The organism is Tropicibacter sp. S64 (assembly GCF_049803835.1).
Lineage (GTDB): Bacteria > Pseudomonadota > Alphaproteobacteria > Rhodobacterales > Rhodobacteraceae > Pacificoceanicola.
This window is the reverse complement of sequence record NZ_JBNAGK010000002.1, coordinates 243273-257247: the sequence shown is the minus strand read 5'-3', so window position 1 is coordinate 257247 and position 13975 is coordinate 243273. Positions and strand designations below refer to the sequence as shown.

The following is a 13975-nucleotide window of genomic DNA, read 5'->3' as shown; positions in this document are numbered from 1 at the left end:
ACGGGATATTTCAGGCAATTGGAAACAAGGGGCGGCACAGATGGCTTGGCCGGACGGATATGGGCGGCGGGTGCTGGCGGAGGTGGACAGCACCAGTGCCGAGGGGGCCCGGATTGCCGGGGCGCTGGCCGGGCCGGAGTGGATCCTCGGGCTGAGGCAGACCGCGGCGCGGGGGCGGCGGGGGCGCCCCTGGGTCAATCCGCCGGGGAATTTCGCCGCGTCGCTTGTGCTGCGTCCGCAGGAGCCTCCGGAGGTGATGGCGCTGCGCAGCTTCGTGGCGTCGCTGGCCCTGTACGATGCGCTTGAGGCCTTGGCGGGTGATGCATCCGGTCTGGCGCTCAAATGGCCGAACGATGTGCTCCTGCATGGCGGCAAGCTGGCGGGTATCCTGCTGGAGAGCGTGGCCGGGCATCTGGTCATCGGCATCGGCGTCAACCTGATCGCCGCGCCGGGGGTGGACCAGGTGGAGCCGGGGGCGGTGGCGCCTGTCTCGCTCCTGGCCGAGACCGGCAAGCGGGTCCTGCCGGAGCAGATGCTGGAGGCGCTGGCGGCGGCCTATGCCGTGCGGGAGGTGGCTTTTGTCACCTACGGCTTCGGGCCGATCCGGGAGGCCTGGCTTTCCAGGGCGGCGCGGCTGGGCGAGGAGATCACTGCGCGTACCGGGACACAGGTGTTTCGTGGTACATTCGAGACGGTGGACGAGAGCGGCAATCTTGTCCTAAAGACCAGCGAAGCCCGCCGCGCGATTGCCGCGGCGGATGTTTTCTTCTGAAAGGGGCGGCCATGCTGCTTTGCATCGACTGTGGCAACACCAATACGGTGTTTTCCATCTGGGACGGCACGAAGTTCCTTTGCACCCTGCGCACCTCGACCCATCACAGCCGCACTGCGGATGCCTATTTCACCTGGTACTCGACGCTTGTGACCCACTACGGCATCAAGGCGAAGATCTCCGATGTGATCATCTCCTCGACCGTGCCGCGCGTGGTCTGGAACCTGCGTGTCTTTTCGGACCGGTTCTTCGGTTGCCGCCCGCTCGTCGTCGGCAAGCCGGAATGCCGGCTGCCGAACGCGCCGCGCGTCGATGCCGGAACCGGGGTCGGGCCGGACCGTCTGGCGAATGCCGCGGCCGCGTTCGACCGGCACGGTGGCGACTGCGTGGTGGTGGATTTCGGCACGGCGACGAATTTCGACGTGGTGGCCGAGGACGGGGCCTATGTTGGCGGCGTGATCGCCCCGGGCGTGAATCTCAGCCTCGAAGCGCTGCACCAGGGGGCGGCGGCGCTGCCGCATGTGGACATCACCCAGCCGGACAAGGTCATCGGCACCAATACGGTTGGCTGTATCCAGTCCGGCGTGTTCTGGGGCTACGTCGGGTTGATCCAGGGGATCACGGAGCGCATCAAATCGGAGTACGGCAAACCGATGAAGGTCATCGGCACCGGCGGCCTTGCGCCGCTTTTCGCCAGCGGCGAAGTGCTCTTCGACGTGATCGAGGATGACCTGACCATGCATGGGCTGACCGTCATCCACACCTACAACAAGAGACTGACCGAGGCAGAGGCCAAAGACGTATGAGCGATGAACGACTGATCTATCTTCCCCTTGGGGGTGCCGGCGAGATCGGCATGAACTGTTATGTCTACGGCTATGGCAAGCCGGGGGAGGAGCGGCTGATCGTCGTCGACCTCGGCGTGACCTTCCCGGACATGGACGGCACTCCCGGGGTGGACCTGATCCTGCCGGACATCACCTGGCTCAAGGAAAACCGCAACCGCATCGAGGCGGTCTTCGTGACCCACGCGCATGAGGACCACGTCGGCGCCATCGGCCATACCTTCGAAGCGCTCGGCGCACCGATCTATGCGCGGGCGTTCACGGCGAACATCGCGCGGCACAAGCTGAACGAATATGGCATCGAGGGGAAGGCGGTCCGGACCGTGTCGAAATGGCCGGAGACCGTGACGGAGGGGCCGTTCACCGTGGGCTTCCTGCCGATTTCGCACTCGATCCCGGAAAGCAGCGCTCTGGTCATCGACACGCCCGCCGGACGGGTGATCCATTCGGGGGATTTCAAGCTCGATCCGACACCGCTGGTGGGCGAGCCATGGGACCCGGAGCTCTGGGCCGAGGTGGCGAAACCGGGCGTGAAGGCGCTGATCTGCGATTCCACCAATGTGTTTTCGCAGCATCCGGGGCGCTCGGAGGCCGAGCTAGGCCCGAACGTGCAGAAGCTGATCGCCGACGCGCCGCACATGGTGGTGGCGACAACCTTCGCCTCCAACGTGGCGCGGGTGAAGACGCTGGCGGATGCGGGTGCGCGGGCCGGGCGGTCGATCTGCCTCATGGGCCGGGCCATGCGGCGGATGATCGAGGCGGCGGTTGAAACCGGCGTCCTGAGCAGCTTCCCCACGGTGGTCTCGCCGGAAGAAGCCAGTCAGATCCCGCGCGAGAACCTGCTCTTGCTGGTGACCGGCTCGCAGGGCGAACGTCGCGCCGCTTCGGCGCAGCTGGCGCGGGGCAAGTACAACGGGATTTCGCTGAAGGAGGGCGATCTGTTCCTGTTCTCCTCCAAGACCATCCCGGGCAACGAGCGCGGCGTGATCCGCATCATGAACCAGCTCTCGGAGATGGGCGTGGATGTGGTGGACGATTCCAACGGGCTCTATCACGTCTCGGGCCATGCCAACCGGCCGGATCTCGAGACCCTGCAGGACGTGGTGCAACCGCAGATCGTGGTGCCGATGCACGGTGAGCACCGGCACCTGCGTGAGCACGTCAAGCTGACGGCGAGCAAGGGGCGCACCGGGGTCCTGGCGGTCAACGGCATGATGATCGACCTCACCGGCAACGCGCCGACCGTGGCGGAATACATCGAGACCGGGCGGACCTATCTCGACGGGTCGGTGCAGATCGGGGCGCTGGACGGTATCGTGCGGGATCGCATCCGGATGGCGCTCAACGGCCATGTGGTGGTGACGGTGCTGATCGACGAGGATGACGAGGTTCTGGGCGAGCCCTGGTGCGAGCTGATGGGGCTGGCGGAGATCGGCCGGTCCAATGCGCCGCTGACGGACATTCTCGAAGAGGACCTGTCGCAATGGCTGGGCCGTGCCGGGACAAAGACGCTGACCGACGATGACAAGATCGAGGAGGGCCTGCGCCGGATCGTGCGGCAGACGGCCCAGACCGAGATCGGAAAGAAACCCGAAGTGACGGTGGTGATCAGCCGCCTCATGTGAGGCGGCGGCGCTCAGAAGTATTCGGCGAGTTTCCGGCGGAGTGCGGACTGGTTCAGTTCGGACAGCGTGAAGATCACGCCGCCGCGGTCCCCGGCACGCCAGCGAAAGGTGGCGGGCAGTCCGCCGATGTGCGGGATGTCGAGCACTATGGGGCGGTCATGGATGGACTGCGTCGAGAGCGAGTCGAACTGCAGCTTGGCACCGCCGGGCGAGATGTCGAGGACGGTGCAAGGCACCCGGTAACCATCCTGCACCGCATGGGCGGCAATGTGGCAGTCGATCCGGTCGTCGGACCGCATCTTGCGATATTTGTCTTCGAGCGCGTCGGCGCGGCCTGGTCGCGCGCCGTCGGCTGGAAGGGGATTTGTCAACTCGGACATTGGTCGTTCCACTCATTACCATCGGGTTGACGGTACGGCATGGAACGTAAAGCTAGCCTTAACAGTGCATGACCATACGACCGGGGCCGGCCGAGATTTGCCTGCAGATTGAAGTGGATTGTCCGAAGCGTCCGCCGCGCCTCAGCTGGCGCGGCGTTCGTCGAAACTGAGCGCGATGAACTCGGGCATGTGGTCGCCCATTCCGACAACCGCACTGTCGCCGCCGCGGCGTTGGCCCCGGTCGCTGCGGTCATTGCGGTCCGGGCGGGGGGCGCGTTCGGCGCGGGGTTCGCTGCGGGCTTCGGACGGGGAGTCCTGGCGTGGTGCGCGGTCTTCGCTTGCGCGGGACCGGCTCCGGGAGCGGCTGGGACGGCTGCGGCCCTCGTCCTTCGGTGCGTCATCGGCTTCCGGTGCGCCGGTTTGAACCGGGCTTTCGACGCGCGTGATTTCTCTCTGGATCAGCGCCTCGACGGCGGCAAAGTTCTTCTCGTCGCGCGGCACAACGATGGTCAGCGCCTTGCCCGAGCGCCCGGCGCGGCCGGTGCGGCCGATGCGGTGCACATAATCCTCGGCATGACCCGGCACGTCGTAGTTGAACACATGGCTGACCGAGGGCACGTCCAGTCCGCGCGCCGCCACGTCAGAGGCGATCAGCAGCCGCAGCCGCCCTTCGCGGAAGCTGTCCAGCGTCCGGGTGCGTTGCGACTGGTCGAGATCGCCGTGGATGGGCGCCGCGTCATAGCCGTATTTCGACAGGGATTTCGCAACGATATCGACGTCGACCTTGCGGTTGCAGAAGATGATGCCGTTGGTCAGTTTCTCGCCCTCGCCGTCGATCAGGCCCCGCAGAACGCGGCGCTTCTCGGTGGCCTCGCGGTCCTTGCGGGACGCCTTGAAGATCACCGCGCCCTGGTCAATGGTCTCGGAGGCGGTCGCCTGCCGGGCCACCTCGATGCGGGCGGGCGAGGAGAGGAAGGTGTTGGTGATGCGCTCGATCTCCGGTGCCATGGTGGCGGAGAAGAACAGCGTCTGGCGGGTGAAGGGCGTCAGGCCGAAAATGCGTTCGATATCGGGAATGAAACCCATGTCGAGCATCCGGTCGGCCTCGTCCACGACCATGACCTTCACGTCCGAGAGGATCAGCTTGCCGCGCTCGAAATGGTCAAGCAGGCGGCCCGGCGTGGCGATCAGCACGTCGACGCCCTTGTCGATCAGGGTGTCCTGTTCCTTGAAGCTCACGCCGCCGATCAGCAGCGCCTTCGTCAGCTTCACGTGCTTGGCGTAGGTGTCGAAGTTTTCCGCCACCTGCGCCGCCAGTTCCCGCGTCGGGCAGAGCACCAGCGAACGCGGCATCCGCGCCCGGGCGCGGCCACGGGCCAGCATGGTGATCATGGGGAGGGTGAAGGAGGCGGTCTTGCCGGTGCCGGTCTGGGCGATTCCGAGTACGTCGCGGCCTTCGAGGGCCGGGGGAATTGCGCCCGCCTGAATCGGCGTTGGGGTCTCGTATCCGGCCTCTTCGATGGCCTTCAGGACCTTGGGATTGAGATTGAGATCCGCGAATTTCGGGGTGATATTGGTATCCGTCATGCCTGTCCGATCAATGCAGGCACTTGAAACCATGGCCTGCGCGTCCGTATGAGAGTCAAGGCCCGTATGACCCCGCGATGTGCCGCGTTCGTGACTCGTGTGCGCTGCCTTAGTCAAATTGTGCACAAAGGTCAATTGCAGGCTGGATTGCATTGGAAGCAACCGCCGCCGATTGTGTCCGAAACGGGGACAGTTCCCGGTTTCAGGCCGGAGTGTAGCCGGGGAAGTGCTTGTGCCGCAGGCCGGGCAGGGCCATGACGCGCCGCCTCAGCAAGCCATGCGCCTCCAGTTTGTCGCAAAGCGCAGGGGTGGCGGTGCAGACCTCGGTGTAGAACGCGCGGAGCGCATCCTCGCCGCCGTTCGCTTCGATCCGGGTGAACAGGTCGTGCAGGCTCAGCGCACCGTCCTTGCGTACCTGCGGTTTCAGCTCGGCGCGGTAGGAGCCTTTGGAGAGGCGGAAGCGGAAGGCGTTCAGGAAGTGCTCCCAAGTCGCTGCGTGGAAATGGCCCAATTCGCAGGAGGTCAGGTCCACCTGTCCGGGGTTCTGCACGCCGTCGAGGGTGACGTTGTGGATGCGGATGTCGAGGCCCTTCAGGCCGCTGCGGAAGAACAGCTTGCCCGCCACATGGCTCAGGAACCCGCCGGAGAGATGTGCACCCCAGGTCGGGAAACAGTCCTCCGCCGCCCGCTGGCGCTCGTGCTGGTCGAGGTGAAAGGCCTTGAAGGCGGTATCCTGCGGCGCGGTGCCTTTGCCGGGGGCGAGCGCTTCGACCGGGCGGATGCGGGCGCAGAGGGTGTTCAGGTCCAGCTCTGCCAGTTGTTCGGCAATCGGGTAGGCGGGCAGCAGGAATTCGTCCACGTCGATGTGACAGAGCCAGTCCACTTCCGGCGTGCGGTTGTTGGTATGTCGGGCGTTCCTGCACTGACGGACCTGGTGCTTCTCCGGCCTGCCGCCGCGCTTGTGCCACCAGGCCGCATCGGTTTGCCAGACCCTGATCTTCGGATGCGCCGCGAGCAGCGCCTGCGTCTCGGGCGCGGGATCGTCGAGATAGAGGTAGAGCCGATGCGCCCCGAGTTCGAGATGCCAGGCCGCGAAATCGAGCACGGCGGGCAGCGGCGCCTTGATGGTGGAGATCACGCCCCAATGCGGCAGGTCACTCATGGCAGCTCTCCGAACACACGCATCACGGCGGCGTCGAAGTCGAAGGCATGGGTCAGCAGCATGCCCCGTTCCGCGAGGCGGTCGCGCAGCTCCGGCGTATCGGCGCAGACCTCCTCGAAGACGGTGAACAGCCCCATGTCGCCCTCTTCCTCAGCGACGAATTTCAGCAGCTCCGCCTGTCCCAGTTCGGTCCGCTCCGAGCGCGGACGGTAGGAGCCTTTCTCCTGCCGGAATTTCAGGTGACGGCGGAAATGGTCCCAGCTGGGCGCGTGGAAATGCGCGAGGTAGAGGCCGGGCGGTTTGGTCCGGTTGGTGGTATCTTCGCCATTGTATTTCATGGTGTGGATGCCGAGGCGGGTATCGGGAATGCCGGTGCGGGCGAAGATCTTGCCCGAGGTGTGCGACAGGAACCCGCCGTAGAGGTGCATCCCGAAGGTGGGATAGACATCCTGCAGGACGGCCTTTGGCACGCCCGCCTGCTTGTGGGTCAGCTTGAAGTGCCGGGCCGTGCCGTCCTTCGGGGCCAGCGCCTCGGCGGGCGGGATGCGGGCGATGACGGTATCCGGATTGACGGTCGCCAGCTTGTCGGCGATGGGCGTGTCGCAGATCAGGAACTCGTCCACGTCGATGTGACCGAGCCAGTCGAGGCTGTCACCGACCTGCCGCAGCACGCGCGTGGCGTTGTAGGCCTGCCGGCGCTGGTGTTCCGCCATGCGGGCGCGGCCGGTGGCCTGCCAATAGGCATCGTCGCACTGGATGACGTGGATCGCCGGATGCCGGGAGAGGAAGGCGGCGGCCTTTGCGTCCGGCTCGTCCAGATGAATGTGCAGAGCATGGGCGCCCAGGGTGATGTGATGCGCGGCGAAACGGGCGATCTCCGGGAGCGTGGCCTTGATCGTGCTGACGAGGCCCCAGCGCAGCGTATCGGCGGTCAGAGACGCGGCGCGGGCGGGGGAGGGCGCGCTGTTCGATCCGGTCTTGTGCGCGGTCTCCCGCCGGGCCTTGCGCTGGCGCATGGTCATCAGGCGGCGCATCACGGTGCGGTCGTCCTCGATCAGCAGGGTCAGGAGGCGGTGGGCGAGGGGGCGGATCACCGCGTCCTGATCCGCCTCCTGCCAGAGGCGGGCGATCAGGTTGACGTCAAGCCCGCCGGAGGTGAGCGCGTAGCTGTCCATCTCCATCGGCAGCTTGGCCCGCGCCTTGCCGTCCAGAGTGAAGGGCTGGTCGGGCGTGTGACCGGAATAAAGACGCTCGGACTCGTAGAGCTTCATCGCCCCGAAGAGTGTGGAGAGCGCAAGGCCGGTGCTGCGCTGCGCGGGCGTTTCGCCATGGTCGCCGAATGTGGTGACGGCGGAGACAAGCCAGCGGGCGTCCAGCTGGTCGATCAGATGCGCCGCGTGCTCCGCCCAGAGACGGCGGAACAGCGCGGGGGCGTGATCGGGCCAGTCCCGCTTGCGCAGATGCGCGATGAGGATGCCGTTGAGACAGGCGAGTTCCGACAGGCCGGTGAGTTCCTGCCGGAGCGCAAACCGCTTGCGGTGGTAGGAGGACCGGAACGGCGGTGCTTCCGCCGGGTCCTGGCCTGGGTCGATGACAAGGCGATCCGCCAGCGGTGCGAGGGCGATGTCACCGGGCGGCAGCCCCTCTCCGGGGGCGTAATCGAAGGCGTCGCGGCGGGTCTCGTATTGCGTCAGAAGTGCGGGCATGCCGCCGGGGTATGTGCTGCTCATGGCTCCACTCTGGCGGGGCGGCGGGCGTTCGGCAAGCGGGTCTCTCCCACGCGGAGTGCCTTCGGCACGCTTTGTTCTGGCGCTGTGTGGCGAGGGAGCTGTGTTCCACGGGCGGCGGGGGCCGGGGCAGAGGGTGTTCTGGGGTATTTGGACCAAGAAGAAGCACAGGGGCTTTCCAAGGCCCTTGGCGTGGGGCTAATGGGAGGCATGACACAGACATCCTTCGAAGTTCAGGCGCGGGACGGGCGGGCGCGGCTTGGCGTGATCTCCACCCCGCGCGGCGAGATCCGGACCCCGGCCTTCATGCCGGTTGGCACGGCGGCGACAGTGAAGGGCATGTTGCCCGAGAGCGTGCGGGCAACCGGGGCGGATATCCTGCTCGGCAATACCTACCACCTGATGCTGCGGCCCGGGGCGGAACGGATTGCGCGGCTCGGCGGCTTGCACAGGTTCATGAACTGGGAGCGGCCGATCCTGACGGATTCGGGCGGCTTTCAGGTGATGAGCCTGGCGAGTTTGCGGAAGCTGACGGAGGAGGGGGTCCGGTTCTCGTCTCATATCGATGGGTCGAAGCATATGCTGAGCCCGGAGCGCTCGATGGAGATCCAGAAGCTGCTGGGCTCGGACATCGTGATGGCCTTCGACGAATGCCCTGCCTTGCCCGCGGACCGGGACCGGATCGCGGAAAGCATGCGGCTGTCGATGCGGTGGGCGCAGCGCTCGCGTGATTCCTTTGGGGATCGTCCGGGGCATATGCTCTTCGGCATCATGCAGGGCGGTCTCGAGCAGGACCTGCGCGAGGAGAGCGCGGAGGCTTTGAAAGCGATTGGCTTTGACGGCTATGCCATTGGCGGGCTGGCGGTGGGCGAGGGGCAGGAGGCGATGTTCGGTTGCCTGGATTTTGCGCCGGGGTTCCTGCCGGAGGACAGGCCGCGTTACCTGATGGGCGTGGGCAAGCCCGACGACATCGTCGGCGCGGTGAAGCGCGGCGTCGACATGATGGACTGCGTCTTGCCGTCACGCTCGGGGCGCACGGGGCAGGCCTGGACCCGGCGAGGGCAGGTCAACATCAAGAACGCCCGACATGCGGACGATCCGCGTCCTTTGGATGAAACGTGCAATTGTCCCGCATGCAGAAGCTATTCCCGTGCGTATCTGCATCATGTGTATCGCGCCGGGGAGATGATTTCCGGCATGCTGCTGACCTGGCACAACCTGCATTACTTTCAGGAGATCATGTTGGGGATGCGGGAAGCCATTGCGGCAGGCCGGTTCGACGCGTGGGAAGCGGATTTCCATGCAGAGCGGGCACTTGGGGATATCGAGGCGGTATGATGCGGATCGCGGTTTGTCTTGCGCTCTTGCTCCCCGGGATGGCGGCGGCGGAGGGGTTTTGCAACGTCACCGATGCGGCAGAGGTCTTTGCCCGGATCGAAGGGGCGTGGCTCAGGCGCGGCAGTCTTTCCATCGAAAGCGCAACCGACTCGCAGCTGATGGCGTCCCAGGTCTACAAGCTGACGCTGGATGGGGCGGGCATGGCGGAGTCCTCCTTCCTCGACGGCGTGCTCGGCGCACCGCAGCAGATGATGCTGGCCGATCCGCGTCCCTATGACGTGGACCGGGTGGACGATGTTCTCGACACCACGGAACGGCCTGACATCGCCGATACCCTGTCCGATACGCTCTGCGGACCGGAGGCCTTGCCGCAGCTGGTGATCCCGGTGGCGATGGCCTTTGGTGGCACGAAGATCGACGGGCAGGTGACGCTGATCCCCTATTTTGACGACCGTATTCTGGAAATCACCGAGTACATGGCGACGCTGGACGAGGGTGTCCTGCACGTCACCGAGACAGTGCTGCTGCGCCCCTGGCCAAAGCGGTAACCCAGACAGCCATTTCCCCGCAGGCCGACCATTCTTGTCCTTGCGCCGGATCGCGGCAAGCGGCATTCTGCCAGCCATCCCGATGGGGATGCGCGGGTTGATAATCCGTTAACCCACCCCATCTACATAATCCGAGACCGGAGGGTCCCGAGGCTGCCGCAATTCGGGGCCGGGACCCTTGCCAAGAACAGGATACGAGCATGAAACTTCCCCTCAATCCCTCTTACCCGGTGCTGCCGCTGCGCGATATCGTGGTGTTCCCGCATATGATCGTGCCGCTCTTCGTGGGGCGCGACAAATCCGTTCGGGCGCTGGAAGAGGTGATGAACGACGACAAGCAGATCCTGCTTGCCAGTCAGATCGACCCGTCCGAGGACGATCCGGAGACCTCCGGCATCTACAAGGCCGGAGTGCTGGCGAGTGTGCTGCAACTGCTGAAACTGCCCGATGGCACCGTGAAGGTGCTGGTCGAGGGGCAGAGCCGCGTGCGCATAACGCAATATCTCGACAATCCGAACTTCTTCGAGGCCTCCGCCGAGTATCTGACCGAGATGCCGGGCGATGAGGCCGCCGTGGAGGCGCTGACCCATACGGTCGCCGAGGAATTCGAGCGCTATGCGAAGGTCAAGAAGAACATCCCCGAGGAGGCGCTGACCGCTGTCGGCGAGGCGCAGGAACCGGCGAAACTCGCCGACCTCGTGGCCGGCCATCTCGGGATCGAGGTGCCGCAGAAACAGGCGCTTCTGGAGACGCTGGCGGTGAGCGAGCGGCTGGAGAAGGTCTATGGCCTGATGCAGGGGGAGATGTCCGTCCTGCAGGTCGAAAAGAAGATCAAGACCCGCGTCAAGAGCCAGATGGAGAAGACCCAGCGCGAGTACTACCTGAATGAGCAGATGAAGGCCATTCAGAAGGAACTCGGTGACGGCGAGGAGGGCGAGGGCGAGATTGCCGAGCTCGAAGAGAAGATCGGCCGCACGAAACTCTCCAAGGAAGCCAAGGACAAGGCAGAGGCGGAGCTCAAGAAGCTGCGCAACATGAGTCCGATGTCGGCCGAGGCGACGGTGGTGCGCAACTACCTCGACTGGATGCTCTCGATCCCGTGGAACACCAAGAGCCGGGTGAAGAAGGACCTGAACAAGGCGCAGGAGATCCTCGATGCGGATCACTACAGCCTCGACAAGGTCAAGGAGCGCATCGTCGAGTATCTCGCGGTGCAGGCGCGCTCGGCCAAGCTGAAGGGGCCGATCCTCTGCCTCGTCGGCCCTCCGGGTGTCGGCAAGACCTCGCTCGGCAAGTCCATGGCGAAGGCCACGGGCCGTGAGTTCATCCGCATCTCGCTCGGCGGCGTCCGGGACGAGAGCGAGATCCGCGGCCACCGCCGGACCTACATCGGCTCCATGCCGGGCAAGATCATCCAGGCGCTGAAGAAGGCGAAGACGACCAACCCGCTGATCCTGCTCGATGAAATCGACAAGATGGGTCAGGATTTCCGGGGCGATCCGGCGTCGGCCATGCTTGAGGTGCTCGATCCGGAGCAGAACTCGACCTTTGTGGATCACTATCTTGAGGTGGAATACGACCTCTCGAACGTGATGTTCGTGACGACCTCGAACAGCTACAACATGCCGGGGCCGCTGCTCGACCGGATGGAGATCATCCCGCTCTCGGGTTACACCGAGGACGAGAAGCTGGAGATCGCCAAGCGGCACCTGCTCGACAAGCAGATCAAGAACCACGGTCTGAAGAAGAAGGAATTCGTGGTCGACGATGGCGCTTTGGTGGACATCATCCGCTACTATACCCGCGAGGCGGGGGTTCGGAACCTCGAGCGCGACATCGCCAAGCTGGCGCGCAAGGCCGTGACGAAGATCGTCAAGAAAGAGGTGGAGACGGTGCACGTCACCTCCGAAAACCTCGACGACTTCCTTGGTGTGCGCAAGCATCGCTACGGTCTGGCGGAAGAGGAGCACCAGGTCGGTGTCGTGACCGGGCTGGCCTATACCTCCGTGGGCGGCGATCTGCTGCACATCGAGGCGCTGCGCTTGCCGGGCAAGGGCCGGATGAAGACGACGGGCAAGCTCGGCGACGTGATGAAGGAGTCGATCGAGGCTGCGTCTTCGTATGTCCGCTCCATCGCGCCGCAGATCGGGGTGAAGCCGCCGCGCTTCGACAAGATGGACATCCACGTGCACGTGCCCGACGGCGCGACGCCGAAGGATGGCCCGTCTGCCGGTCTCGCCATGGTGACGTCGATTGTGTCGGTGCTGACCGGCATTCCGATCCGCAAGGACATCGCCATGACCGGCGAGGTCTCGTTGCGGGGGAACGCCATGCCCATCGGCGGCCTCAAGGAGAAACTCCTCGCGGCGCTGCGGGGCGGTATCAAGACGGTGCTGATCCCGGAGGAGAACGTGAAGGACCTGGCGGAACTGCCGGACAACGTGAAGGACGGGCTGGAGATCATCCCGGTCAAGCACGTCTCCGAAGTGCTCAAGCTGGCGCTGATCGACACGCCGAAGCCCATCGAATGGGACGAGGAAGCCGAAGAGGCCGCCGCCGCTGCCGCCGCGAAGGCGAAAGAGGCGGAAGCGGGCGTCACCGCCCACTGAGCCGCCTGTCGGAAAAAGGAAAGCGCCGCGTGGATCACGCGGCGCTTTCGCGTTTCAAACCCAGCCCCGGGCTGTCAGTCGTAGAACAGTCGGTCAGATCCGCCGGAGCCGGACGAGACCGCCGCCGCGATAACGACGAGCAACATCAGCGGCACGAGGATGCCCGGTGCCGACGAGGATTGCTGTTGCCGCGTCGAGACGATCAGGTCGGAGAGCAGCGCGTCCTTCGTCATGGCGGGTTTGGCGGAGTCGGCATAGGCGTCGCTCGCCAATGCGCCGGCGATCACGCCAGCGATCAAGATTCTCATCATGGTGTTCCCCTCAGGTTGTTTGTCCGTGTACCGGATCACCATGTACCGACCATCGGCCCCCGCCGTGCCATCGAGACGCACCGCGTGGGGCCATGCCGCCCCGTCACAGGCGGCACAGTGTCTCTTGTCCGGTTGTGACCGCGCCCGAGCGCCGATCAGCGGATCAGCTTCAGTTCGGCGTCGATGGCGTCGTAGTTGACCAGCAGAACACCGGATTTGTGCCGCTTCACCGCCTCGGGCCGCAGCTCCAGCAGGTCCTGCGCCATGACGCCTTCGAAGACGTTCGGATAGCCCTTGTAGCGATAGTGATAGAGCGGCAGGCCAGAGGCGGTCTGGCCGACGCGGGTGATGTCGGTCTTCATCGACGCGTCGCTGACGTAGTAGCCGTAATCGCTCGGGTTGATGTAGTAGTGACCGCCACCGCCGCCGCTGGCCGCAGCGACCCCGAGGATCACGAGGAACATGAGCGGCACGAGCAGGCCGACGCTGGATGAGGATCCTGCCGATTGCGACGAGACGATCATGTCGGATCGCAGCGTCTCCTTCGCCATTCTCGGCTGTGCCTGTTCGGCATATCCCGCCCCGGCAATCCCGGCGGTCAAGGCAGTGGTGAGCAAGAGTTTTTTCATGGTGTCCCCCGACAACGGATTGTTTGAAAAATGGGTTTTGCGGACTCAAGGCAGCGATCCCGCATGACGTAGGGTAACTCCAAGTTGGCATTCTGCAAAGGAATTCTTTGAAACAAGAGAAAACGCAGCGGGCCGGGACCTGCTGCGTTCACATCGTCTTGCCGGGTTGGGGCGCGGTCTCAGTGGGACAGCGCCGCCCCGAAAACCGTCAGGGTGGCGAGCACCATGACGAGCGTCGCCGAGGGCGCGCTGCTCTGTGCGGCGGCCTCGCGGATCACCACGGGTTCGACGATCGGGTCGGCGTAACCATCCGCGCAGGCGGCGGTGGCGGCGACGGTGAGAGCCATGGCAGTGGCTAGGTTTTTCATGTCAGTCCCCAGTTTCGTTAAAGCGCTGCAAAGACTGCCGCCGCTCGCCATGCCCTGTCAAGCAAGTGCTGGTT

At 64.9% G+C, this 13975-nt stretch carries 13 protein-coding genes; 6 read left to right on the top strand and 7 right to left on the bottom strand.

Translation table 11 applies throughout. From position 1 onward, the window contains the following. Window positions 1-40: 40 nt before the first annotated feature. Genes ACP159_RS04400 through ACP159_RS04390 form a run of 3 tightly spaced genes read left to right on the top strand, consistent with a single transcriptional unit; the run spans window position 41 to window position 3242 of the window. Complete coding sequence (locus tag ACP159_RS04400) at window positions 41-772, top strand: biotin--[acetyl-CoA-carboxylase] ligase (protein WP_425098419.1); 732 nt, start codon at window positions 41-43, stop codon at window positions 770-772. 11 nt (window positions 773-783) lie between these two features. Continuing rightward, window positions 784-1578 (top strand): type III pantothenate kinase, encoded by a 795-nt coding sequence (locus ACP159_RS04395; RefSeq protein ID WP_425098418.1) that lies wholly within the window; start codon window positions 784-786, stop codon window positions 1576-1578. Beyond that, window positions 1575-3242 (top strand): ribonuclease J, encoded by a 1668-nt coding sequence (locus ACP159_RS04390; RefSeq protein WP_425098417.1) that lies wholly within the window; start codon window positions 1575-1577, stop codon window positions 3240-3242. The genes ACP159_RS04395 and ACP159_RS04390 overlap by 4 nt, the downstream gene beginning before the upstream one ends. Window positions 3243-3253: 11 nt before the next feature. Here ACP159_RS04390 and ACP159_RS04385 read toward each other — a convergent pair whose 3' ends face one another. The 4 genes from ACP159_RS04385 to ACP159_RS04370 all read right to left on the bottom strand — a co-directional run bounded on the left by ACP159_RS04385 (window position 3254) and on the right by ACP159_RS04370 (window position 8101). Further along, the gene (locus ACP159_RS04385) at window positions 3254-3622 is read right to left on the bottom strand and encodes a PilZ domain-containing protein (protein ID WP_425098416.1); all 369 of its coding nucleotides are present in this window, start codon (window positions 3620-3622) and stop codon (window positions 3254-3256) included. Between the two features lie 141 nt (window positions 3623-3763). After that, on the bottom strand, window positions 3764-5209 hold the full coding sequence (locus tag ACP159_RS04380; protein ID WP_425098415.1) for a DEAD/DEAH box helicase: 1446 nt from the start codon (window positions 5207-5209) through the stop codon (window positions 3764-3766). Window positions 5210-5411: 202 nt separating this feature from the next. Further along, entirely contained in the window at window positions 5412-6371 is a 960-nt protein-coding gene (locus ACP159_RS04375; protein ID WP_425098414.1) for a glycosyltransferase family 2 protein, read from the bottom strand. Continuing rightward, window positions 6368-8101: a glycosyltransferase family 2 protein gene (locus ACP159_RS04370; protein WP_425098413.1), complete on the bottom strand. Its 1734-nt coding sequence runs from the start codon at window positions 8099-8101 to the stop codon at window positions 6368-6370. The genes ACP159_RS04375 and ACP159_RS04370 overlap by 4 nt, the downstream gene beginning before the upstream one ends. Before the next feature lie 207 nt (window positions 8102-8308). On the opposite strand from ACP159_RS04370, the gene tgt reads away from it, so the two are divergent. From tgt to lon, 3 genes are all read left to right on the top strand, one after another. Continuing rightward, window positions 8309-9436 (top strand): tRNA guanosine(34) transglycosylase Tgt, encoded by a 1128-nt coding sequence (gene tgt, locus ACP159_RS04365; protein ID WP_425098412.1) that lies wholly within the window; start codon window positions 8309-8311, stop codon window positions 9434-9436. After that, entirely contained in the window at window positions 9436-9984 is a 549-nt protein-coding gene (locus tag ACP159_RS04360) for a hypothetical protein (protein WP_425098411.1), read from the top strand. The genes tgt and ACP159_RS04360 overlap by 1 nt, the downstream gene beginning before the upstream one ends. Window positions 9985-10184: 200 nt before the next feature. Continuing rightward, window positions 10185-12593 carry an endopeptidase La gene (lon, locus tag ACP159_RS04355; RefSeq protein WP_425098410.1) on the top strand — a complete coding sequence of 803 codons (2409 nt, stop codon included), beginning with the start codon at window positions 10185-10187 and terminating at the stop codon, window positions 12591-12593. Between the two features lie 74 nt (window positions 12594-12667). Here lon and ACP159_RS04350 read toward each other — a convergent pair whose 3' ends face one another. From ACP159_RS04350 to ACP159_RS04340, 3 genes are all read right to left on the bottom strand, one after another. Then, complete coding sequence (locus tag ACP159_RS04350; protein WP_425098409.1) at window positions 12668-12904, bottom strand: ferrochelatase; 237 nt, start codon at window positions 12902-12904, stop codon at window positions 12668-12670. 155 nt (window positions 12905-13059) lie between these two features. After that, the gene (locus ACP159_RS04345) at window positions 13060-13533 is read right to left on the bottom strand and encodes a tail fiber domain-containing protein (protein WP_425098408.1); all 474 of its coding nucleotides are present in this window, start codon (window positions 13531-13533) and stop codon (window positions 13060-13062) included. A gap of 179 nt (window positions 13534-13712) precedes the next feature. After that, the gene (locus ACP159_RS04340; RefSeq protein WP_425098407.1) at window positions 13713-13901 is read right to left on the bottom strand and encodes a hypothetical protein; all 189 of its coding nucleotides are present in this window, start codon (window positions 13899-13901) and stop codon (window positions 13713-13715) included. Between the last annotated feature and the right edge of the window lie 74 nt (window positions 13902-13975).

Coding starts and splice junctions, on each gene's coding strand:
- ACP159_RS04350 (WP_425098409.1), bottom strand. CDS start 12,904: ATGATGAGAATCTTGATCGCTGGCGTGATCGCCGGCGCATTGGCGAGC.
- ACP159_RS04400 (WP_425098419.1), top strand. CDS start 41: ATGGCTTGGCCGGACGGATATGGGCGGCGGGTGCTGGCGGAGGTGGAC.
- ACP159_RS04385 (WP_425098416.1), bottom strand. CDS start 3,622: ATGTCCGAGTTGACAAATCCCCTTCCAGCCGACGGCGCGCGACCAGGC.
- ACP159_RS04360 (WP_425098411.1), top strand. CDS start 9,436: ATGCGGATCGCGGTTTGTCTTGCGCTCTTGCTCCCCGGGATGGCGGCG.
- ACP159_RS04395 (WP_425098418.1), top strand. CDS start 784: ATGCTGCTTTGCATCGACTGTGGCAACACCAATACGGTGTTTTCCATC.
- ACP159_RS04380 (WP_425098415.1), bottom strand. CDS start 5,209: ATGACGGATACCAATATCACCCCGAAATTCGCGGATCTCAATCTCAAT.
- ACP159_RS04375 (WP_425098414.1), bottom strand. CDS start 6,371: ATGAGTGACCTGCCGCATTGGGGCGTGATCTCCACCATCAAGGCGCCG.
- lon (WP_425098410.1), top strand. CDS start 10,185: ATGAAACTTCCCCTCAATCCCTCTTACCCGGTGCTGCCGCTGCGCGAT.
- ACP159_RS04390 (WP_425098417.1), top strand. CDS start 1,575: ATGAGCGATGAACGACTGATCTATCTTCCCCTTGGGGGTGCCGGCGAG.
- ACP159_RS04345 (WP_425098408.1), bottom strand. CDS start 13,533: ATGAAAAAACTCTTGCTCACCACTGCCTTGACCGCCGGGATTGCCGGG.
- ACP159_RS04340 (WP_425098407.1), bottom strand. CDS start 13,901: ATGAAAAACCTAGCCACTGCCATGGCTCTCACCGTCGCCGCCACCGCC.
- ACP159_RS04370 (WP_425098413.1), bottom strand. CDS start 8,101: ATGAGCAGCACATACCCCGGCGGCATGCCCGCACTTCTGACGCAATAC.
- tgt (WP_425098412.1), top strand. CDS start 8,309: ATGACACAGACATCCTTCGAAGTTCAGGCGCGGGACGGGCGGGCGCGG.